Genomic DNA, 20,874 nt, shown 5'->3' with positions numbered 1-20,874 from the left:
ATGACAGCCTTTTTGATGACCGGTTTTTTCGACTTTGTTGCCTATGGTGTGGGTCTGACCAAAGCCGCCTGGCTACGTTTTCTCCCGGCCCTTTTCCTTAGCATTGCTGTTTCCAACCCACCCATCGTAGCCCTGGGGGCTGGCCTGCTAGAAGGCGGCAAACTGTTGTTGGTATTTGCCATCTTAGGAGCATTTGCCCTGGCACTTTTGACCGGTTTTTTACAACGGAAACAACCTATTGATTAGAGCGGCCACTGGCAGCGCTAGTTTGCTGCCAGTGGCCGAGAACAACTTCACTAATAGAACTAATAGAACCAGAAGCTATCCCACCGCCAGCGTTTGCCGACTCCACTGATGTCGTATACGATGGCTCAACTCAGCCTGTTGTTCCACAGAACCGGCCAACAAAACCGTTAGCTTTCCAGCTTGAACAGTGCCCCAATTTACCAACACAACGCCTGTTTTAGTAACTGGGTCAAACTCCAATCCCTCCATGGGTAAATCTGCCAGCTGTCGATAGTCTGTACTCAATGTCTCACTACACCAAGTATCAATCTCTAATCGCTCAGCCAGTTCTGTCGGATACGAAGACCCATTAAATCGAGGATTACACTCAATCGCCAGATAGCGCGGTCCTTCAGGATCATCCACAACGGCCACATCAAAGCCGAAGGTGCCTTTCATACCGTTTTCATACATCCACTGCGCCATCGGTTCAACCACATCCCAAGGCTGGTGTTTGGTAGGATAGCGATTTCCACCGTGAACACAGCCATCCAAAATCTGTTCAGAAACCAAGGCTCGCTCTATCCCCTGGGACGTAACCCGGTATTGGAGATTCAGAAATGCCGAAGCATGAATCTCGGTTTGAATCTGAAATGGCTTATCTTTAGGAAACTGTTCTGAGGCAGATAACAATTCCGCAGAATCTGCACACCGGACAATACCCACACCGTGATCAGAAACAGCTAGCTTGATATAGCAAGGATAAGAAAATGCCTCAAGATTTCCCAGCTCAGCCCGGTTGCTAAAACATTGAGTACCGGGAACAGCCACACCTAGCTTATGGGCCAGCTCCATAAAGTTGTTTTTGGAATTTATGTAGCGAACAGCCTGATACCACTCATTATCCACCTGTCGTAGACGCTGTGCAGACTCCTGATCATGGTCAAACGCATAGCCAAAAAAGTAAACCGATATCTGCTCAGAGGAGTATTGAGTCAATTCCTCAAAATCAACATTCCAAATAATATCGTCACTGTGCTCTAAGCCAATACGATTGTAGTGATCCCGTGCGTGAGGCCAATCTTGAGCCAAGTCCGCATGCAACTGCACCTTGTCTCCAGGTGAGCTGAGCCCCAGAGCTCTGCCTGAAAAAAGATGAATACCCCCACTAGTATCTAGGGTACTCATCATGATGTCATGATTAAAAATCTTCATTTTGATAAATTCTCGGAATGACAACGGACTACACAGCTGACTCGAGAAAGAATAACGTTATTTTTCTGAACACTACGGAAGGCGCTTCAGAAGCCTGTATCGGAAAGAGACACCTAACCTCCAAACACAGTCCAGCATGATACATTACGTATCATTTACGCAATACTCAAAATGTAAAAACAAGATTAAACCCGCAACGCATTACTTGCCCAAAAGCCTATGAACTATAGGTTCTCGCGCAGCTGCTCCGATTGCAATGTTTCGTTTTCATGACATGACTATTAAAAGCTCTCTGCTGGCACCGCCGATTTGATTCTTATCTTTGTGCAGCACGAACAGCAAGCAAAATGATAGTCAGTTAACTTTCTAAAGTACAGAGGGCGTTAGCACTGACAGTTGTATCTTCAGTCCAGCCTTAGTCAGCAAATGAATCAAATCTTCCATTGAAAAACGGCTAATTTCACCGTTGATCAGATTCTGCATGCGTGGGGATGATTGCCGAAACGCTCTAGCAGCTTCCTCTGGAGACCACTGACGCTCCTGGATGTATCGCTGCAGAGCCAGCATTAGCTCCGTACGGATGCGTAAGCTCTCAAGTTCAGCCATCTCAATATCCAAGGTCTCATAGTCCGTAACCGTTAAACTACTCAAACCTACGTTTTGAAGCGTGTTCATAATTGGTTGGGCTGACATCGTTAATCATAATAACCAACTTTTCTGTAGCAAGGATAACTAAGTTCCAGGTGTAACCAATGTATGAGACTGTATGAGTCGTGGTAACGTTGATTTCTAGTATTTTAAGTTTTATTAAGTCATGACAAAAAATTTCTCTCTTATTATCCATGGCGGCGCGGGAGCCTTGGAGCAGATCAAGCGTGAGGGAAATGAACTGGACTATATGGAGAGCATTTACCGTATTTTGGAGGGCGGTCGTCAGATCTTGGCAACAGGGGGAAGTGCTCTAGATGCGGTTGAGCACTGTGCCATCCAACTGGAAGACGACCCGCTCTATAATGCTGGCCGTGGCTCTGTACTCAATGAGTATGGTGAGGTGGAAATGGACGCAGCCATTATGGATGGTAATACCTTTGAAGCCGGTGCTGTAGCAGGTATTATTTCGATCAAAAATCCAACCGTGCTGGCGCGTCAGGTGCTTGAAAAAAGTGAGCACGTTATGCTGATTGGCAAAGGAGCCCGGGAGTTTGCTAAGTTCTGTGGTCTACCCCGTATGACCAATGACTACTTTGTTGTTGATGCCCGTGTCCGTCAGTGGCGTGAAGCTCAAAAGGTAGGCGGGATGATGCTGGACCATGAAGCGGCTAAACCCAGCCAGAAACTTGGCACCATTGGTGCCGTCGCCCAAGACTGTGCAGGAAACCTGGCAGCGGCCACATCCACAGGGGGGATTGTCAACAAACGCTGGGGGCGTGTGGGTGACAGTCCCATCATCGGCGCTGGCGTATTTGCTGACAACGATACCTGTGCGGTCTCAGCCACTGGCTATGGTGAACAATTCCAGCGGACAGTTCTGTGCAAGATGATTGCAGATTTTGTCTATTTTCAAAAAATGGATGCCCAGGCAGCGGCAACGGCAGGAATTGACTATTTGATTAAGAAAGTACAAGGGTTAGGCGGAGTGATTGTCATCGACAGCATGGGCAAATGCGCCGTTGGCCACTCCACCTCCGGTATGATCTACGGCTGGATTGAGCAGGGCGGTGAAACCCTTTGCAAATTAGCGTAGCAACGGCGATTTTTCCGCCGTTGCTACGCTTCGCTCTATACAAACGTAAAGTTTCCAGATAAATCAGAGGCTTTAGCGTCCTCCACTACGGCAACTAGCTCGGATGCCCCATTACCCTTATGAAAAATTGCGGTGCCAGACGGCAACCCAGTAGGAGATTCTCCTAAGGTATAGTTATCTAACGAGCCGTGCAGTTGAATGCGATCCCCCTGAACCGGCTTAAATCCTTGAATTAGAGCATAGTCATCCAAACCGCCTAGCATGATATCCCCATCGTCATAAAAGGTACGATTGTCATCGCCAAGCACAAATGTGTCACGACCATCACCACCAATGAGAACATCAATTTCATTTTGGCCTGGAGTTGTATCTAAAGGTTGAGTACCTATGATTAAATCGTTTTCTCCAGTGGCTGTTAAGACATTGTTGTTAGCATCTCCCTGCACGGTAGAGTTTGCAGTGGAGTAGAGCTGGCTAGCAGGAATAATTTCTCGTTCCTGACTAGCGCTGGACCAGTAGAGCTGAGCAACGGCATCTCCCCAGCCTTCAAAGAACTCCATCTGAATATCGTACTTCTGGCCAGCCTCCAGGGTAATCTCTCCCGTATTTTCAGTAGCCGAGTGCCGGGTCCAATTATCGATGAGAAGTTCCCCATTCACCCAGAGTCTGACACCGTCGTCGGACCGTGTAGTGAACGTATAGGTTTCTGAATAGAGAGATTCGATCTGGCCACTCCAACGAACGGAAAAGGTATCTTCTTCAATTGCGCTATCGGGAGAATCACCTTGACGCCACTTAAAGTCTACCGCTGCATCGGTACGAGTCAGTCCTAGGTCGGTGAAGTCTATGTTATTGAAGTACTCGGCTGTCAAACCAGTGCCAGCCCCATCAATTGGCTGGGGGACATCTGGGATACTTGGGTCGTTGACAGGCGGCGTTACAACAGGATCTGGGATACTTGGATCTTCTAAAGGCGGCGTTACAGTCGGATCTGGGTCTGGGGTAATCGGATTCCCTACAGGCGGTGTTACAACAGGATCTGAGATGGTGGGATTTGTTTCAGGTTCAATAACGGGTTCTGATGGTGCGTCTTGATTGACGTCAGCAACAATTTTATCTTGTACAAATTTTGGATGATTGCCCGCTATGGTCTCGAAGGGAATAATGCCGCTACTCTGTTGCACTTGACTGGGATCGAGCGCTCCCAAATTAGGATCATCTTTTGTCCACTATTCATTCTCTATTGTGACAATAAAGCTATATTTGCGTAGATCACCTGTGAGACGATCGCTAATATATTCATCAAGGATGACGGCTCGACGTCCGTCTGGAAGCGTGTAATAGCCATTTTTACCCAGCCTGCGGGCTTCATTAAAATAGTAGCCAAGATTCTCACTACCAAACGGAAGCTCGGTTTTACCTAGGGAATCTGTCTTGGTGCCTTTGATAAAAATTGCATCTTTATTCTCGCCATCGCGTAACACTAGATCGCTGTTAGCCGTGTCTAGTTCAAACTCCAACCGTCCTGGCTGAAGTTCTGAACGGCTTAGCACCCGATCTACATTAGGGTCTAGATTGATCCAATCTTTATTGTTATTCCTAATTTGAGGGTCAATAAAGAAATATCCCCAGTCATTTAGAGTCGGTGTGCTGACATTTTCTTTATCCATTAAGACACCTCGATCGAAGCCTTCCACTTGAATATTGTCGAGCACCATGTCTTCAACATTTCGGGCTAAATGAAGGCCTTCACTGCGCCAACTGTGTCTTGGGTCGTTGGCAATATTGTCTGCTCCTAGTAGGGTAAAGTCTTTGAGAGTGTAATGGGCAGTGTACTGTAGTTCTGTTCCTTGAGACACTTCCCAAGCTGTAAAACCATTCAGAACTGTGCGGCCATCGTGTTGCTGGGGCTGAAAAGATTTGATCACCCGGAGACCGCTACCAGACGCCAATACTTCGTTGTTATTGAAACCTACAATCGGTGGATTGTTATTGGGTACAGTGTCTGTATTTCTAGCCAAGGCTTCAATGGATAAGTTTTTGGTCAGTGGGTTGATCTGATCGACTCCACGATGAAAATAAAAGATACCAGAGCCATGACTGCCTGCTGCTACGTTTCCTTCATTTTCAACTAATCGGCTCTGAAACCAAAAGCCATGGCCATTGAAGCCTAGGTCATGATTACCGACACCACTTTTTTCGATACCGCTGCGACGACCATCATTTTTAATGGAAATATTATTGCGCCAAGCACCTATTTCATTTCCTGTTTCAGTGACAAAACTAGCCCCCAGAACATCGTAAGCCACATTATTCTCTAGGACAGCATAGCTATCATGCTGAACAATACCCCAGCCAGGGGAGCCAACAATACTGTTACCAACAATTGCCGCTGGCTCGTTGTCCCCATTCACTCCAGTACGGTGGAGGTGTAAGGTATAACGTCCACGAATATTGGTGCGGGCTCCTGGAATGGGATTCCCATCGTTGTCTAGGATGCGGGTAGATGTTGCATTATTATTAAAGAGAAAGTCGTCTAAAGGCTTAGATTTATCTGTGCGGCCTAACTCATTGAATTCGGCATAGCGCACATCAACATTATCCGAATGCATCAGCATGACGTGCCCCCGCTGGTTGGAGGGCAAATTGTCTGCGTTTTCAGTGGCAATAACGACGTTACGGCTTTGGTTGGCTACATAGGCCTTTAAGTCTGAGCGCGGGGTGCCATGGCTATGGGAAAGTGGTTTGTCGAGGGTAATGCGATTTCCCTCAATATCTGTAATTAGGCGTTCTTCGTCTTCGGTCTCGGACGCGTCTCTTTCGTACCGAGTTCCAGTTAAAACAATGCGATCGCCTACTTGCCAGTTAACAGGTGCTGAGGCTAGCAGTAATGTGGTATCCCCTGCAGTGGGGTCAGTGACCACTTTGAGATGGGAGGTTTTAGCCTGACCGTGGATACTGACTGTTCCATGGGAAACAATTCCTCGGCTTAGCTGCTGAGGATCCCAGCTGGTGTCAATGGCACCATTATCGGCAATTAAAATTTTGGTTTGAACATTGCCTTGGACTGGATTATTTTTTGTGCCAATGGTGAGAGTACCCTCGGAAGATACAACAAAGGTATCAATGATCATCTGGGTGTCAGCATCGGTGGCAAAGTCTAGCTGACCATCCACCCGCAGACCAAACAATCGCTGATCGCTAACGTTGTCATAGGTGACGTTAATCCCTTGAGGGATAATGACTTTGGCATCTTTACCAGGAATACGCCCACCCTGCCAGGTGCTTGCGTCAAACCAAGAGCCATTTTTTACTGCGGTATGGGTAGCATTGTGCGATGTAATGAGCTTATGGGCAGCAGAGTGTTCTGACTGCTTAGCGGGGTCGGTGTGATGGGTGTTGTGGGCGTCATCATGCATGTGCATATCCATCAAAAATCTTCCTAGATAACAAATAGAACAGAGTTGATTGTGCTGGGATCGATCGAAATGTCAAAAGATTAGAAAGCCAAAGTGTTTTTGATTTAGGGCTTTGAGCCCTAAATCAAAATATCTGTGCGGTGATATCAACATTGTTCTGTGATGCAATGCGATCGCACACGCCCTCGCAACCGATGTCTTTACCGGTTTTGTCGTCCACTTAGTTTTATTAACAACAATACGAGGAGCTAATACACTTACGTGTATGGCAAAGCTGCTTCAGCAGGTATAGTCTCCAAAGCCAGCTCTGCATCTACTCAAAGACGGAGAATCTAAATGCAAAAAGTTTCTAGAGCTTTAGGTGTTGCATTCAAGTAACTTAGAAAAAAATTTCTGAACAAATGTCTATTTAAAGATGTCAAAATTCCTATTAAATCCTTACTTAATGAGCCTTTCTAACTCAACACATCTGGGACAGTCAGGAAATAGACTGTTGACAAAGACCCAAAACAGAAAGACACAAAAGACAGACAACCATGTGTATGTAGATGAACAACACTACAGGCGAAACACGTGTTCAGTATTACATATCTTCCTTCACGTTGGATAAACGTTTTATCAAGTTCAGATAAAGGAACTCAATTAGCACGACCCTTGTGTGCCAGCTTGAAAAGTGTCATTCTAAATCTTTTCTAGGTGACGATTTAACGATGACGCCAAGACCATTACAGTGTTGGCAAGGCCCACCTTCACCCAGACAAACTGGACATAGCCCTTCGTGGGTCAGCGAACTGTTCAATAGACGATTACCTATGAATAAGATGAGACCCACTGGTGCTGCTACTGCCAGGCCAACCCATACCGTATTCATGCTCTAACCTCGGATTTCACAGATCGATTTATCCCTGAGGAATCTAATATCATTAGACGCAAGGATACCAATATAGGTTCGATCAGCAACAGTATCTGTTTCACTATATTAAGAACTATATAAATAATAGATATGCTCAGTGGTATATGTTAGACAACTCTTCTATTTTTCCTGCAGTTGCCAAGAACCATCCCAATTATTTTTAGGGGACTGTTTTTGTAGCTGCTGACAGCGTTTTAGATGCATATGAGTCGCTTGGTCGTCGGGAACTTGGCGCAAGAGGGTACTAAAAATGTCTATGGCAAGGTCAAACTGACGCTGCTGGTAGTGGGTTCGGCCTTGATTATAGAGTGCTATTTGGGTTTGCTGAGCCGAGGAAAGTGGTTGCGATCGCAACCCCAACACCTCATATAGCCGCACCGGCTGCCGTTTACCCTTGACACAAACATAGTCCAGCTCTCTGACCCAGATCATGTCTTGGCAGCATTCGTAGGTATTCTCGCTAATAATAATGGAGCAACCGTAGAGTTTAGTCGCACTCTCGATGCGGGAAGTGAGATTCACACCATCGCCAATGGCCGTAAATTCCATACGTTTGCTAGAGCCGATGTTGCCCGTAATCACATCGTCAGAATTGATGCCAATGCCAATTTGCAGGGTAGGGAGTCCCTGATTTTGTTGTTGTTGGTTAAATATAGCGAGCTGTTGCTGCATACCCAGAGCTGTAGCAACGGCTCGCTGGGCATGATCTGACTGGGGAATGGGGGAGCCAAACACTGCCATAATGGCATCGCCAATAAACTTGTCCAGGGTGCCTCGGTGGTCAAAGATGACATCTACCATGGTCTCAAAGTAGCGATTGAGCAGCGCTACAACTGCCTCAGGCGATAGCTGCTCGGTCAGTGTAGTATAGCTGCGAATATCTGCAAATAAGATCGAAACAAACTGTCGGGCACCCCCCAGCTGGGTGTTTTTGTTGTCCAGTAGCTGCTCGGCCAGGTCTTGGCTCAAATAGCGATACATGGTGGCCCGTACCATTTCTGTCTCTCGCATGGCGATTTCCGCCTGTTTGCGTTCGGTGATATCTTGAACGGTCCCGGTAATGCGGTCATGCTCAATGTGCACCTGTTCATTAACGGTACGTTCTGTGCCATCGGGCAGAATCAGCCGATAGTCCAAACGATAGGGTTTTTGGTGGGTGCGAGCCACATTCCAAGCCAGGCCCACCCGCCGCTGGTCCTCTGGATGCACCCGTTCTAAAAACAGCAACTGGCTGGGGGGCACAGCCCCCACAGGGTAGCCTAGCAATGTGTATAACTCATTGGACCAGATCAGGGAATGGTTATCCGGGGCAAGGGTGTTGTCACCTGTTTTTGTTGTCATCTGGATAGTCTTGTCGAGCAGCTTTTCATTTAGATTGACGCTCCAGTCCCAGTTTCCTAACTGGGCAATGCGCTGGGCATTGACCAAACTGGCTTCGCTACGGGCTAGCTTAGCTCGACTTTGCTGGCGTTCTGTGACCACCACCGACAGGACCAGGGCGGTCACACTAATGACAGCGGCATAGGCTTGTAATAGTAATATGGCTTCGCCCAGGTTACCCTCGGCCTTGGTGATAAAAGGACCACCGCGATGAACAGCTCCGATGACAGCAATAACCGATACGAGAAAGCTGGCAAGGGTGGTGCCGCGTAACCCTAAGCGCAGGGCGGACCAAACGACAAAGGGAAATGGGAGATATTCTAGGGGATATTGTGCGATCGCACTATCGGTCTGGGCGCCAAACACCAGGGCACTGACCGCCATCAGCATGCCTAGACACAGGCCCAGTTCCCACCGGGAGCCGATGCGCAACGTGATGGTGTGCTTCCACCCAGCTACCAACGCCAGTAAAAACGGCGTTAGCACCAAAATACCCATGCCATCCCCCAGCCAAATTACAATGGCATTTGACACCAGGTTTGCCCCAGTGACCGCACCAAAGCCATAGCCCACGGTGGTGCTATAAATAGCATTTGTCATGGGTGTGAGCATCACCGCCAGACCCAAAAACGCCAGTAAATCATCCAGCTGCCAGTCGTATAGCTGTACACTGCGCTGCCATCGGCGTCGGAGAAAATAACTCCCCACCAGGGCCTGGAGGGCACTCCCAAAACACAGAATAAGAGACAGCCACCAGGGCACACCGTCAGCTAACGACGTCCAGAAAGCGCCCAAAGCCACACCGATCCATAGTTTCTGACCGTAGATTAATAGGGCGGCTAGCGCAATCCCCGCAGGTGGCCACAGGGGTGAGGCCGCAGCTTGAATATTGAGGGCCGTGGTGGATACCTGGGCAGCCAAGAAAAAACAGATTGCCAGACAGCCGACACGCACCCAATAACTGGTGTGCCATTGATATTCATTTGCCATATCTCGGTAGATGTCACGGATTTCATGCATCACTGGGGCTAAATCATAGCGCCAACGAACCCCTGAAAAAATGTAGATGGGTAAGGTCAGAGTACCCACTCAGAGTCCACCAGCGCTGTTAGTCTCCCCATGGGGTGATCCTCATACCATCCTCAAAGTCATCATTTATGGTATGTACGTAAGGCAGTATTAAAAGGTCATGATGCCAGCACTAAACCAGACACCCAAACCCGCCCATCAGCCCGGTCTAATACCCTGGACGACTGTGCCTGATTTTATTCAAACCGTCTTGAAAACACGGGGATGTACCTTATTGAAGCACCAATGCAGGCGGCCTCACCTCAAACATATTCGCTTTCAATATGTTCCCTTCGCCTACCAGGGTGATCTTTACTATCTGCAAAGGTGGTCCCGTGATGAATGGGGTGTTTCTCCAAGTCCAATCATTTTCCCAGCTGAGGGAGCTTGTTCCTTGAAACTACTGAATAATGGCAGTCTGCTGTCAACTGTTGTCAAAAAAGCTGTTGCCAAGTTTTACGGCCATTTCCCAGACGATTTCTCATTACAGCCTTCCTCTGCAAGTCGGCAACATACCAACGCTCAGATGCTGCCGCTAGCAGGATAGGCCATGGCTACTCAATCATCCGCTCTAGCTCAATCATTGGGATCAACCACGCCACATCATAGGCCGCCAGCGTCACATCTAGGGTGTTGTTAACAATCCGCCATCCCCGTTGCCCCATCAGATCGTACCAGTAGTTATCTTGGGGTATGGCGCATAGGGGCTTAATTGGTCGAGCACTGAGCATCTCAGGCGGGTCCGGTAGCTCTGAGCGCTCCTGCGGATAGATGCCAGCCACACCCAGCTGCTCCAATGGAAGACTGATCTGACAGCGTCGAGAGGTCACATTGGTCAGGGTCAAAATATGTTGCTCACAGTCCGGTGAGATTCTGAGTAGAGCAAAGATTGACGGATCCAGTTGGAAGACCTTTTGGTCGCCATTGGGATGGAAGGCCTTGTTATTGACCCGAATATCCAGTAGGCGACCGAGCTGAGTAATCATCTGAGATACTCTGGCCTCAGAGTTCTTTAGCTCCTGCCTCAGGTCAGAATAGTGAATGACCGTGCGATTAATATCACGTTTTACCTTTGTTTTTAGGACCGTTTCAATATTGTTATGGGTACCAATCAATCCATGTAAATAAATACCAGGAATACCCCTGAGTACTAAGGCGATACTGCGGGAGGCCACCATCCGTTTAACTTGTAAATCTAGATCCTCATGCTCGCCATCCAGATTTAGGGCACTAAACCAGGTGGAATTAATCTCATAGGGCTCTTCCATTCCCTCTTCTGCCGTACGATATGAAACGAGTGCCCCATGCTCCCTGGCACATCGAATAACAAAGCTAATTTGCTGCTCCGATAAAATGTTTTTAACCCCTAGCAACCCAATGCCATCATGGGTATCCAGGATGTTAAAAAATGTCATAGCATCAGATGGATACTCTAGGGTGTTAACCCATTTTGATAGTTCTGTTGTATCTTCTTGGTAAAAGGTATAGAGCACCAGCGGCGGCAGGGCAAAGTTATACACCATCTGGGCTTCATCATATCCGTTGCCAAAATAGGTGATGTTTTCCTCATGGGGAATATTGGTTTCTGTTGTCAAAGCCACCTGGGGCGCCGCAATATTCAGTACATCCCTAAAGAGTCGGATCACCTCATGGGTTTGGGCTAGATTGGCGCAGGGAGTACCTGGTTCTTCCCACAGGTAAGTAACAGCATCCAGACGGATAATATCGGCACCGCGCCGGACATAGAGTAGCAGCGTATCGATGACTTCTAGAAGAACCTTAGGATTAGTAAAGTTCAGATCAATCTGGTCTGGGGAAAAGGTAGTCCATACCCAAATAGGGCCGTCAATAGACTGATACTGGGTCAAAATATCTGACGTCCGAGGTCGGACAATAATGGCACGCTGATCGGGCGTAAGCTCATCGGGAGAATGATAGGTGGTGGCAAAGTCTTGATAGTTTGGATTGCCATTGAGCATTTCCTGAAAAGGCATGCTCTGGGAAGAAGCATGGTTGAACACCCCATCAAACATCAGCCGATAGCGTTCGCTTAGGGACTCAATATCCTGCCAGGAGCCGACGTTTGGATCAACCGCCTTAAAATCGGTAATAGAGAAGCCACGATCGGAACTGTAGGGAAAGAACGGCAAAATATGCAAGGTATTAAAGGCCCCTCTGAGACCGGAGGTACTTTCTAAAAAGTCCGCGAGCGTCGCGAGCGGGGAGGCAGCGTCACTGAGTAAGATATCCCCATAGGTAATGAGAGCAACATCTTGCTGGGTAAACCGATCGCTCGGATCAAAGTGACCGTTCTGTGCCTTCTTCTCCGGTGTTTTGTGGGCATCATGGACCTTTAGCAGTCGCTCTAACTCAGGTAAATGTTGTGTGGCAGCTGATTTACCATAGAGAAATGTGAGTCGTCCTAATAACTGTTGTCGCTGTGCTGAAGAGAGTTTTAAGAGTGGGCGGGTATAGTCTGGAGTAAGACTATAGGCTTTTCTCTTAGGAAAATCTTGTTTTGACATACAACACAGAGTTTAGCTAGCGACTAACCCAGACCTTCAAAGCTCCATGGGCCCAATGTCAGGTGTATCGAACTCACATCGAAGATTGCAAGTGCTTCTAAAAATAAACGTTAGAATCTTGATAAAAGTTGAGATTTTGTATCAAAATACACCTTAAGATAGGGGCGTCATCATTTGTCAGGCAAAATGCAACTCATTCCAGCCACTGAGCAACATTATTCTGCCATTGGTCACTTAGTAACGTCGCCAGAAGAGCTTTATTTGGTTTGTCCTAACGGTCACTTTCCCTGGGATGTTGAACAATTAAAAACTATTGCCGCCAAACGCCATGGGCTTACGGTTGGTATTATGGATAACCGGGTTGTTGCCTTTGCTAATCTTTACGATTTAGTTCATCAACAGTCTGCCTTCATCGGGAATGTCATTGTTGCGCCAGACTACAGGGGGCGCGGTTTAGGCAAAACCCTGATCCATCATATGATTAATGTCTGTCAAGATAAGTACCAGACTAGTCCCCATATCTCTGTTTTTAATGACAATACGCGGGCGTTACTGCTTTATGCTGAGCTAGGGTTTACCCCCTATAGCCTGGAGCCAAGGCTCAATTTGCATCAGGATAAGGTGGCGCTGATTCATATGAAATACGCTAAGCGCTAGGCCAGCCCTTATCAGTGTCTGTAAATACGGCAAATGTCGTTATACTTCACTATCTAGCGATCGCAACTGTATCGACGGACATGCACTATGGCTAACAAATTTCGCACCCCTAGCTACCGTCCCATCCAAAAACTCAAGGTAATTCTGTCGGGCCTGCACATTGCAGTGGTAACCGACTTTAGCGTGGCCTACAAAGTCATTTTATCCATACCCGTTTTAGGGTTTGCGTTCTTTTTCCGGCAGTGGGTGGATTTTAGCCTGATACTGCTGGCCATGGGCTTGGTGCTGATCTCCGAGCTATTTAATAGTGCTATCGAGGTTTTGTGTGATTTTGTCGAACCTCAACGAAATGAGCAGATCCGGATTGTTAAAGATATTGCGGCGGCATCGGCGGGTCTGAGTATCCTGGTATGGGCCGTTATTTTAATCCTCGAAAGCGTTCGTCTTTGGCAGCTGCCATTAAATACGCTCTAAAGAGCCTGTGTCAGATTTACTATGATTACGGGCGTATGCGCATTAAAAAAGCGGTCCAGAATGGCCAATGGGCTATAAAACCTCATCAGCGCATTTTGAACCGCTTTTGGTGCAAATCAGTGTTGTCAGGGTGAGAATTTATACAGTGATTTTAGATACCCACTCTTGAACAAATGCGATCGCACTCTCTAGCCAGCCACAACCCATAAAGTTGCAGATTTCAATAGTCGCCAGCAGCATAACGGTATTCATAACTAATTCTCCGAGACCATCAGCTACAGATACGTCATGGGTCAGACGTCTACAGATAGAGACGGGTAAAGATCATGTAAAGTTCTGCCAGAGTTACCACCCGAACTTTCTGGGCCTATTGACCCAGCACACAGGCCAGGGGAAACAACAAATACTCTAGAAAGAACAAGCGCCAGATAAACTGATAGAACCCGCTGATTTCAGACTTGTCCTGCAGACTAACCCGACGACTCTGCCACCACAGCAGGCCCAGCAGCAGGCTGTGGGTGACGGCTAAAAATCCTGACTGAACCGATGGCAGCACGCCAAATAGGGCCAGTCCTATCAGCAAACCGTAACATAGCGTCAGTACGCCCAGCGCCAGTCTAAAGACAAATCTGGGGCCCAGACGTACGGTCAGGGTGCGGACTTGGAACTGACGGTCGCCTTCGAGGTCGGGGATGTCTTTGAAGATTGCGATCGCAAATGCAAACACCACCACAAACATTGTCAGCGCCCACACCTCTGGCGGTATGGACAGCGCCCTGCTCTCTAGGCCCGCTCTCAGCGTCAGCCACCGACGAAAATGAGCAAAAAAGCCCAGATTGACAATTACCCCACGCACCCCAAAGATGCACAGCGCCGCCCAAAACGGAAATCGCTTTAAACGCAGCGGCGGCAGAGAATACACCGTACCAATGGCCATACTCAGCCCCACCGTCGCTAGTAAAATCGGTCCCTGTACTGCGGACAGCAGCAGCGCCAGCCCTCCCAGTACCCAAACAATCCAGCGCCCCATATTGAGCGAAAATGCCCCCGACGCCAGCGGCAAATGGGGTTTGTTAATCCGGTCAATGGCAATATCTGTCAGCTGATTGAGACCCACAATGTACACGTTGGCACAGAGACTCGGCACCAGCGCCGCCAGCATCACCCACACCAGCGGCAGGATCTGTGCGCCTGTCCCCAAGTCCGCTAGCACCAGCGCCATCACCCCCAGCGCTCCCACGCTCAGCGTCGTACCTACAATCGTATGGGGGCGAGAAAAGGCCCAAAAGGAACGCAGCCAGCGACCCCAGGAAAAAGGCCCATTAGGGTGCTGCGATTTATTGACGTTTGAAACCATGGTCTACTGCTCCCCTGTTTGTTTAACCCCGGTCAACAGCCCGTAGCGAATCAGTCCGGTACGATAGCCTTCCATCATCAGCGGAATCGCCAGCGCCCCTTCAACGGTTTTCCAACCCGCCGTGAGAATTCCCAACAGCACCTGAGGATTAAGGGCTGACTTAACTACATCGTTCCAAAAAGGAGCCACGGTCTCAGACCAGTCAGCCGTCTTTAACGCCTGCAGCGGCAACGCCTGAGCCAGTGCTTCATAGTCTGCCAAAGAAATCACATAGGGCAGATGATACAGCCGATATAGCTGGGCCAAATGCTCCTGTTCAGAGGCCGTCAGGGGGGGCTCAGCCGTTCGATGACACCAGGTGGCCACAATTAGCCGTCCCCCCGGCTTGAGTACCCGACAGCACTCCTGTAAAAACTGTTCTTTATTAGGCATGTGCTCACCACTTTCTAGGGACCACACCAGGTCAAAGCTGTGATCTGCAAAGGGCATCGCCAGGGCATCGGCCACCTGAAATTCCACGTGCTCTCCTAACCCAGCTGTCTCAGCTCGGGCCATTGCTCGATTTGCCTGTACCGGACTGAGGGTAATCCCCGTGGCCGATGCCCGATATTTACTGGCCAAATACAGCGTGCTGCCGCCAATACCGCAGCCCACATCTAGAACTGCCTGCGGTACATTCTCAGAAGGTGAGTCCGGCACATCCCCCCAAAGTAAGATCTTTTCAATCAAGACTCGCTGGGCTTCTTGGGGACTGTTAGTCAGGCTGTCGGCACCGTAGTAGCCATGGTGCATGTGCTCACCCCAGACCTGCTCCCACAGCTGAGACGATTCATCGTAAAACACCTGAATTCGCTGAGTTAACGAAGATTTATCAGCAGCTGTCGTGAACGTTGTCATAGGGGTAAAAAGCGGCAGAGCAAAAAGCGGCAGAGCAAGACATGCTGCTGAAAGGGTAAGGCAAATTTAGACATTTGCGGGCGTATTCCCAAATTTATTAAGACCTGCCACACTCTCACTAAAGAGACGTGCCGTTATCAAAAATCTCATCTACCCTATCTCAAGGGGGCTCATTTCCGAGTCCGTCAGCTCGGCATCTTCCATACCGTGTATGAAAATCGACCATATCCATTTCTTTGTTGAAGATGCCGCCCATCAGCGGGACTGGTTTGTTCAACATCTAGGCTGGACATCGCTCAAACAGGCCACACTGCCTGACCGATATTTAGAAGTTCTGTGCTATCGAGATACCCTCTTTGTTCTATCCTCTCCTCGCACAGACGATGGCCCCGTTGCTGAGTATCTTCGTGCTTATGCACAAGGGGTGGCTGATGTCGCTATCGAAGTTGACGATTTGGCGGCAACGCTGAGTCACCTGGGTGCCAAACCTCAAACAGTTCTTTCACCGCTGTTGTCTCAGCTGGTGGGTTTAAATCAGAATGCCTCACCTGCTGCTTGGGCTAGCGTTTACGGCTGGGGCGGGCTGCGCCATACGCTAATTGAGCGTCCGGCCTTAAAAAATTTTCCTCAGCCAGCTAACACCGATACTGCTGTCGCAAAAGGTATTGACCACATTGTTCTCAACGTTCCGGCAGGAGAACTGCAACCCGCCACCACATTTTATCAGAAGCTCTTTACGCTACAAAAACAACAAAGTTTTAACATCCAAACGACACAATCTGGACTATGCAGCCAGGTTTTATTTGCTCCCACCAGCCAGCTATATTTCAATATTAACGAGCCCACCAACGGCAGCTCGCAAATTCAGACATTTCTAGATACTAATCACGGTGCTGGTATCCAGCACATTGCCCTCCATAGCAATCCCATTGTGCCCACGGTCAGAACGCTTCGACAGCGAGGACTGGCGCTTTTATCAGTTCCCTTAACCTATTACAAACACTTGCAGCAGCGGTTGCAGCAGTGTCTGACAGCGCCTGTTGAGCACCCGGAATGGCAACAGATTGTTGAACAGCAAATTTTGCTTGACTGGCAACCAAGCCAACCAGAATCGCTGCTGTTGCAAATCTTTTCTTGTCCTATCTTCCAAGACAATCATTTCTTTTTTGAATTTATTGAACGCCGTCAGTCGGTTCAAGGCTTTGGTGAGGGTAACTTTTTGGCTCTTTATAAAGCAATTGAGACAGCAGAAACCAATAAAGTAGAAGGCTGGCAGCGCCTTTCCCAGAGAACGTCATGATCCGGCCAACTCCCCACAGCGGCTACCACTGGAACGGTAGACAGCAGCCATTTTTTGAAGGCTGGTACTATCGACTGACGCTGCCGCCTCATCAGGGCAATCAAACCATTGCCTTTATGTATTCACTTCAAGATCCCGGTGCTCAGACAGCTGCCAGCGGTGGTACCGTCCAGATTTTAGGGCCAGACGAACAATATTTTTGTCGTTCTCTACCTGATGTGTCGCGATTTTGGGCCTGGCGACATCGGCTGGGTCATGGGCACAGTCGTTGTGGTCTTATTGTCGAAAGCTACCAAGCCACCGACATCCTGCATGAAGGCCAGTTTTGGAGCCCGGCCCAAATCGTACGCTGGCGCTATACCCTAGAACCGATCTATAGCTGGGGCAATCCTGGCTATCCCCAGTCCACGGCTGGCTGGCTGTCACAGTTTCAAATTTTTGAACCCGGTTGGCAAATTCTCATGGCTCACGGCTGGGCCACTGGCTGGTTTGAGCAGGTCGATGCCGACGGTAAAATCATGCATCGCTTTGACTTTGAAAAAGTCCCCGCCTACAGCGAAAAAAATTGGGGAGGAGCCTTTCCGCAAAAGTGGTTTTGGATCCAGTGCAACGCGTTTGACCAAATATCCGACCTCACACTGACCTCAGGTGGCGGCATTCGTCAGGTGCTAGGGCAGCGAGAATCTGTAGGCATGGTGGGGATTCACCACCAAGGAAAATTCTATGAGTTTGTCCCCTGGAATGGAACAGTCTCCTGGCAGGTATCCCCTTGGGGCAGCTGGCGGATCTGGGCCGAGCAGAAAGACTATACTGTAGAGCTTATGGGTCAAACTGACCTAGCAGGCGTAAACATTAGAGTGCCTACGGCCACTGGTATGGAGTTTTTGTGTCGAGACACGACTCAAGGACAGCTATCAGTCACCCTTTGGCAAAAACAGGGGCACCAAAAAATTCTGAGTGCTCAAAGCCAGCAGGCTGGATTAGAGATAGGCGGCAGCGACTGGGACGAGGTATGGCAACATCCAGGTTGAGTACTAAAAATCTTTCGACCCATTGCATATGGTCGTAATCCATTTGAGTTCTTGCTGATCCCAACTTGGTTTAGGTGACTGAATGTAGTCGATGGAATATTCATATCGAAAGCTAATCGGATAGGCGATGACCCGTCAGAATTTTATGCTGTAGTCGGATCTCAGCTAGCCGTTCAGCCTGATTGCTACGTGTGCCAATGGTAAACTCGCCCACTAGCGTGTAGTAAGCCATACGAGCCCTGACAATAGCGTCGAAAGAATCAAATCCTGCCTGTAAAAATAGGTCTCTTGTATAGTCCAGACGTCGCTGATCCACTTCAGCGAGGGCGGGGGCGATTTTTGCATCGTTGGTTGCCCAGGCTCGGATCGCGTTCTCGATTCTGCCGTCGTCTTCTACGGCTAGCTCAAATAGGTAGAGTAGTTTTGCGATCGCACCCCCACCCTTCGCCTCCACCTGCTCAATAATGCCGCTGGTTTGAAGCGCGATCCACGCCTGAAAGATAGCCGTCAGTAACTCTTCTCGATTCTTAAAATGCCAGTAAAAGCTGCCCTTCGTCACTCCCATCAGTTTTGCCAGGGGCTCTACCCGGACAGCTTCTACCCCGCTTTCCGAAAGCGATCGCAACCCCTGGTCAATCCAGTCTTGGCGAGTTAGTTTTACCCCTTCTTTTTTCTTTACCATACGCTACCGTATTGACAAATCTAAAACCCCTGGCTAGTCTATAGCCATACGCTACCGTATTGAGGGTTTTTCCATGGCTAGCCTAACTGAAGAAAATAAGTCGATTACCCTACGCTTCGCTAAAGAGGGCTGGGGGACGAACCCCAACTGGCAACAGACCTGGGATGAGTTGATGAGTCCAGATGTGGTCTATTATTTCAACAGCACACCCGAGCCTATTGTCGGACTAGAGGCCAATAAAGCATTTAATAAAAGTCTCTTTCAAGGCTTTCGTGATATTCATCAGACCATGGCAGATATGATTGCTGAGGCCAACAAAGTTGTGTATCGCACCACCATTGAGGGAACCCACACAGGAGAGTTTTTGGGCACTCCTCCCACCGGTAAATCCATCCGAGTTAATGACTTTACCCTGCTTGAGATCGCAGACGGCAAGATTGTTAAATGGTGGTACGAGTGCAATTTGCTGGCCGTTATGCAGCAGCTTGGTTTGGTGGCAGATTAGGGATGTGCTTAAAAATAGAGTACCGATGCGTTACGGCTATCGCCTTTTCTCGAATGCCCCTTGGGCTGTACATAGCCTACACAAGGTGGGTATGAATCTGTAAAGTAATAACCCCATCATGATTTGAGCTTCACACTCTAAATCTTCTGCAGAAATCGATCCAAAACATTTATAATTGTCCCCGCCGTAACCCCAACTTGATGCCATTAGGGATAACTCAGTACGTTGGGTCTTAGGGCGGCGTTCCGGCCCTAACCAGGGGGTTTGGGGAACTCGGAGGGACCCCAAGCAACATCTTTCACACTCAACCAGTCACCCAAACTATTTTCCTAACCAAAACCATGAGCTTAATTTTTAACAAACCTTCTTTTATTTAATCGCACATTCCTTTGGATTTATAGTTCCACTCAATAGGACCACAGCTGCGGTATCACCTGACTCATAACCTGTCGCACTGCTCGATTAGCGATCCGGGCTGTCTGAATATGGGGCTCGTCTGGAACGATGGGTATAATCTCTGCTTCTATACCGGTTCCCAACAGGTGGGCTACCCGATTAGCAGCTTCTAACCCTGTTACATAGGCCTTTTCCTGGGACCAAGAGCCATGGCGGGTAACAATCCAATCGCCGCTCATAAAGACATTGCTAAAGCTAGTAGTCCCTGGCAACAGATAGCGATAGCTACCCGGCGCAAAGTGGCTGACTCCCTGGGAGATTCTCACCACGGCCCGATCGACTACGTTGGCATCACCAAAAGCCGGAATACAGCTGGCCAAATCTTTTTGCGTCAGCTCAACAATCTGGTCATCGCTCAGGGGTAACAGCTGGTTAGCGTGGTAGTAGTCCACTTCAATGAAGCTACCGAGTTCGTCTTTGTATTCATCGTGCAAGTTGTTCAGATCGAAGAACGTCACAGGGATCCGGTAATATGTCAGAACTATTGAAGCTCGATTTGCTCAGACAATATCACAACGTGCAAATAGTACATCTGCTTTGGTAGGTTCAATGTCCTTTGGCAATGCACATTAATCCATTTCATCCTCGTAAAATCTGTAGAAAAAAATTGATCGTTAGATGTGAATGTCTAGCAGTTCTACAGTTGTTAACTAGATCAATGGATTGTTCTGATCCGCTGTTTATATAGCTGTCTCTATAGTCGTACGCACTAAGTTAGAAACAGGCGTATAAATATCCACTTCAATATCTGGTACGCGAATAGAGATAATTAGCGAATATTGAACTGTCTGCTCATACTTGTTCAGATATTTTTTGTCTTTCCACCAACCTCCAACAGGAAATACTGCAACTGCATCCTTTTGTGCTAAATCAGCAGCAGTTCCTTTCCAAATATCACACTCACGGTTCGCTTAAATTTAGGAAGGGTTGCCTAAATTATCCGGTGAGTGAGAGGTAGATATCATCCGAAGCCTTCAACAACTGCAGAATGCGCTGTTGCCGCTCAGATAAAGCAGAGAGAAAATA

The 20,874-nt window shown here is 48.3% G+C and carries 17 protein-coding genes and 1 pseudogene; 8 read left to right on the top strand and 10 right to left on the bottom strand.

Going from position 1 to position 20,874, the window contains the following annotated elements; genetic code table 11:
• Window positions 1–246, top strand: a pseudogene (locus IQ260_RS10370) (TVP38/TMEM64 family protein); the annotation flags it as partial.
• A gap of 75 nt (window positions 247–321) precedes the next feature.
• On the opposite strand, the gene IQ260_RS10365 reads toward IQ260_RS10370, so the two are convergent.
• The gene (locus tag IQ260_RS10365) at window positions 322–1,416 is read right to left on the bottom strand and encodes a peptide ligase PGM1-related protein (protein ID WP_228015822.1); all 1,095 of its coding nucleotides are present in this window, start codon (window positions 1,414–1,416) and stop codon (window positions 322–324) included.
• Window positions 1,417–1,806: 390 nt separating this feature from the next.
• The gene (locus tag IQ260_RS10360) at window positions 1,807–2,133 is read right to left on the bottom strand and encodes a helix-turn-helix domain-containing protein (protein ID WP_228015821.1); all 327 of its coding nucleotides are present in this window, start codon (window positions 2,131–2,133) and stop codon (window positions 1,807–1,809) included.
• A 121-nt stretch (window positions 2,134–2,254) separates the two neighbouring features.
• On the opposite strand from IQ260_RS10360, the gene IQ260_RS10355 reads away from it, so the two are divergent.
• Entirely contained in the window at window positions 2,255–3,184 is a 930-nt protein-coding gene (locus IQ260_RS10355) for an isoaspartyl peptidase/L-asparaginase family protein (RefSeq protein ID WP_193993030.1), read from the top strand.
• 35 nt (window positions 3,185–3,219) lie between these two features.
• On the opposite strand, the gene IQ260_RS10350 is transcribed toward IQ260_RS10355, so the two are convergent.
• The 3 genes from IQ260_RS10350 to IQ260_RS10340 form a co-directional block, all read right to left on the bottom strand.
• Window positions 3,220–4,392 (bottom strand): PA14 domain-containing protein, encoded by a 1,173-nt coding sequence (locus IQ260_RS10350; protein ID WP_193993029.1) that lies wholly within the window; start codon window positions 4,390–4,392, stop codon window positions 3,220–3,222.
• Window positions 4,393–4,413: 21 nt separating this feature from the next.
• The gene (locus tag IQ260_RS10345) at window positions 4,414–6,615 is read right to left on the bottom strand and encodes a G8 domain-containing protein (protein WP_193993028.1); all 2,202 of its coding nucleotides are present in this window, start codon (window positions 6,613–6,615) and stop codon (window positions 4,414–4,416) included.
• Window positions 6,616–7,636: 1,021 nt separating this feature from the next.
• Complete coding sequence (locus IQ260_RS10340; RefSeq protein ID WP_322744931.1) at window positions 7,637–9,985, bottom strand: MASE1 domain-containing protein; 2,349 nt, start codon at window positions 9,983–9,985, stop codon at window positions 7,637–7,639.
• 100 nt (window positions 9,986–10,085) lie between these two features.
• Between IQ260_RS10340 and IQ260_RS10335 the strand changes: the two genes are divergently transcribed.
• Window positions 10,086–10,511: a hypothetical protein gene (locus tag IQ260_RS10335; RefSeq protein ID WP_193993027.1), complete on the top strand. Its 426-nt coding sequence runs from the start codon at window positions 10,086–10,088 to the stop codon at window positions 10,509–10,511.
• A 7-nt stretch (window positions 10,512–10,518) separates the two neighbouring features.
• Here the strand turns inward: IQ260_RS10335 and IQ260_RS10330 are convergent, their stop codons facing one another.
• Entirely contained in the window at window positions 10,519–12,489 is a 1,971-nt protein-coding gene (locus tag IQ260_RS10330; RefSeq protein ID WP_193993026.1) for a sugar phosphorylase, read from the bottom strand.
• Window positions 12,490–12,675: 186 nt separating this feature from the next.
• Here IQ260_RS10330 and IQ260_RS10325 point away from each other — a divergent pair, with 186 nt between their 5' ends.
• Window positions 12,676–13,146, top strand: a complete 471-nt coding sequence (locus tag IQ260_RS10325; RefSeq protein ID WP_193993025.1) for a GNAT family N-acetyltransferase — start codon at window positions 12,676–12,678, stop codon at window positions 13,144–13,146.
• A gap of 87 nt (window positions 13,147–13,233) precedes the next feature.
• Window positions 13,234–13,620 carry a diacylglycerol kinase gene (locus IQ260_RS10320; protein WP_193993024.1) on the top strand — a complete coding sequence of 129 codons (387 nt, stop codon included), beginning with the start codon at window positions 13,234–13,236 and terminating at the stop codon, window positions 13,618–13,620.
• Window positions 13,621–13,987: 367 nt separating this feature from the next.
• Here the strand turns inward: IQ260_RS10320 and IQ260_RS10315 are convergent, their stop codons facing one another.
• The gene (locus IQ260_RS10315; protein ID WP_193993023.1) at window positions 13,988–14,977 is read right to left on the bottom strand and encodes a homogentisate phytyltransferase; all 990 of its coding nucleotides are present in this window, start codon (window positions 14,975–14,977) and stop codon (window positions 13,988–13,990) included.
• Window positions 14,978–14,980: 3 nt separating this feature from the next.
• Window positions 14,981–15,874, bottom strand: coding sequence for a methyltransferase domain-containing protein (locus tag IQ260_RS10310; RefSeq protein WP_193993022.1), 894 nt, complete (start codon window positions 15,872–15,874; stop codon window positions 14,981–14,983).
• Between the two features lie 211 nt (window positions 15,875–16,085).
• On the opposite strand from IQ260_RS10310, the gene IQ260_RS10305 reads away from it, so the two are divergent.
• Both IQ260_RS10305 and IQ260_RS10300 read left to right on the top strand, forming a co-directional pair.
• Window positions 16,086–17,174: a 4-hydroxyphenylpyruvate dioxygenase family protein gene (locus IQ260_RS10305; RefSeq protein WP_193993021.1), complete on the top strand. Its 1,089-nt coding sequence runs from the start codon at window positions 16,086–16,088 to the stop codon at window positions 17,172–17,174.
• Entirely contained in the window at window positions 17,171–18,205 is a 1,035-nt protein-coding gene (locus IQ260_RS10300; RefSeq protein WP_193993020.1) for a tocopherol cyclase family protein, read from the top strand. Before IQ260_RS10305 ends, IQ260_RS10300 begins: the two co-directional genes overlap by 4 nt.
• Before the next feature lie 112 nt (window positions 18,206–18,317).
• Here the strand turns inward: IQ260_RS10300 and IQ260_RS10295 are convergent, their stop codons facing one another.
• A complete protein-coding gene (locus IQ260_RS10295; protein WP_193993019.1) occupies window positions 18,318–18,887 on the bottom strand; it encodes a TetR/AcrR family transcriptional regulator in 570 nt (189 codons plus the stop codon).
• A 73-nt stretch (window positions 18,888–18,960) separates the two neighbouring features.
• On the opposite strand from IQ260_RS10295, the gene IQ260_RS10290 reads away from it, so the two are divergent.
• Complete coding sequence (locus IQ260_RS10290; RefSeq protein WP_193993018.1) at window positions 18,961–19,392, top strand: ester cyclase; 432 nt, start codon at window positions 18,961–18,963, stop codon at window positions 19,390–19,392.
• A gap of 407 nt (window positions 19,393–19,799) precedes the next feature.
• Here IQ260_RS10290 and IQ260_RS10285 read toward each other — a convergent pair whose 3' ends face one another.
• Window positions 19,800–20,306, bottom strand: coding sequence for an FAD-dependent oxidoreductase (locus IQ260_RS10285; RefSeq protein WP_322744930.1), 507 nt, complete (start codon window positions 20,304–20,306; stop codon window positions 19,800–19,802).
• Window positions 20,307–20,874: the final 568 nt, after the last annotated feature.

The sequence above is a fragment of the Leptolyngbya cf. ectocarpi LEGE 11479 genome (assembly GCF_015207065.1).
Taxonomy (GTDB): domain Bacteria; phylum Cyanobacteriota; class Cyanobacteriia; order Phormidesmidales; family Phormidesmidaceae; genus Leptothoe; species Leptothoe ectocarpi.
Note: the sequence above shows the minus strand (reverse complement) of the source record. Positions and strands in the feature narration are given on the sequence as shown.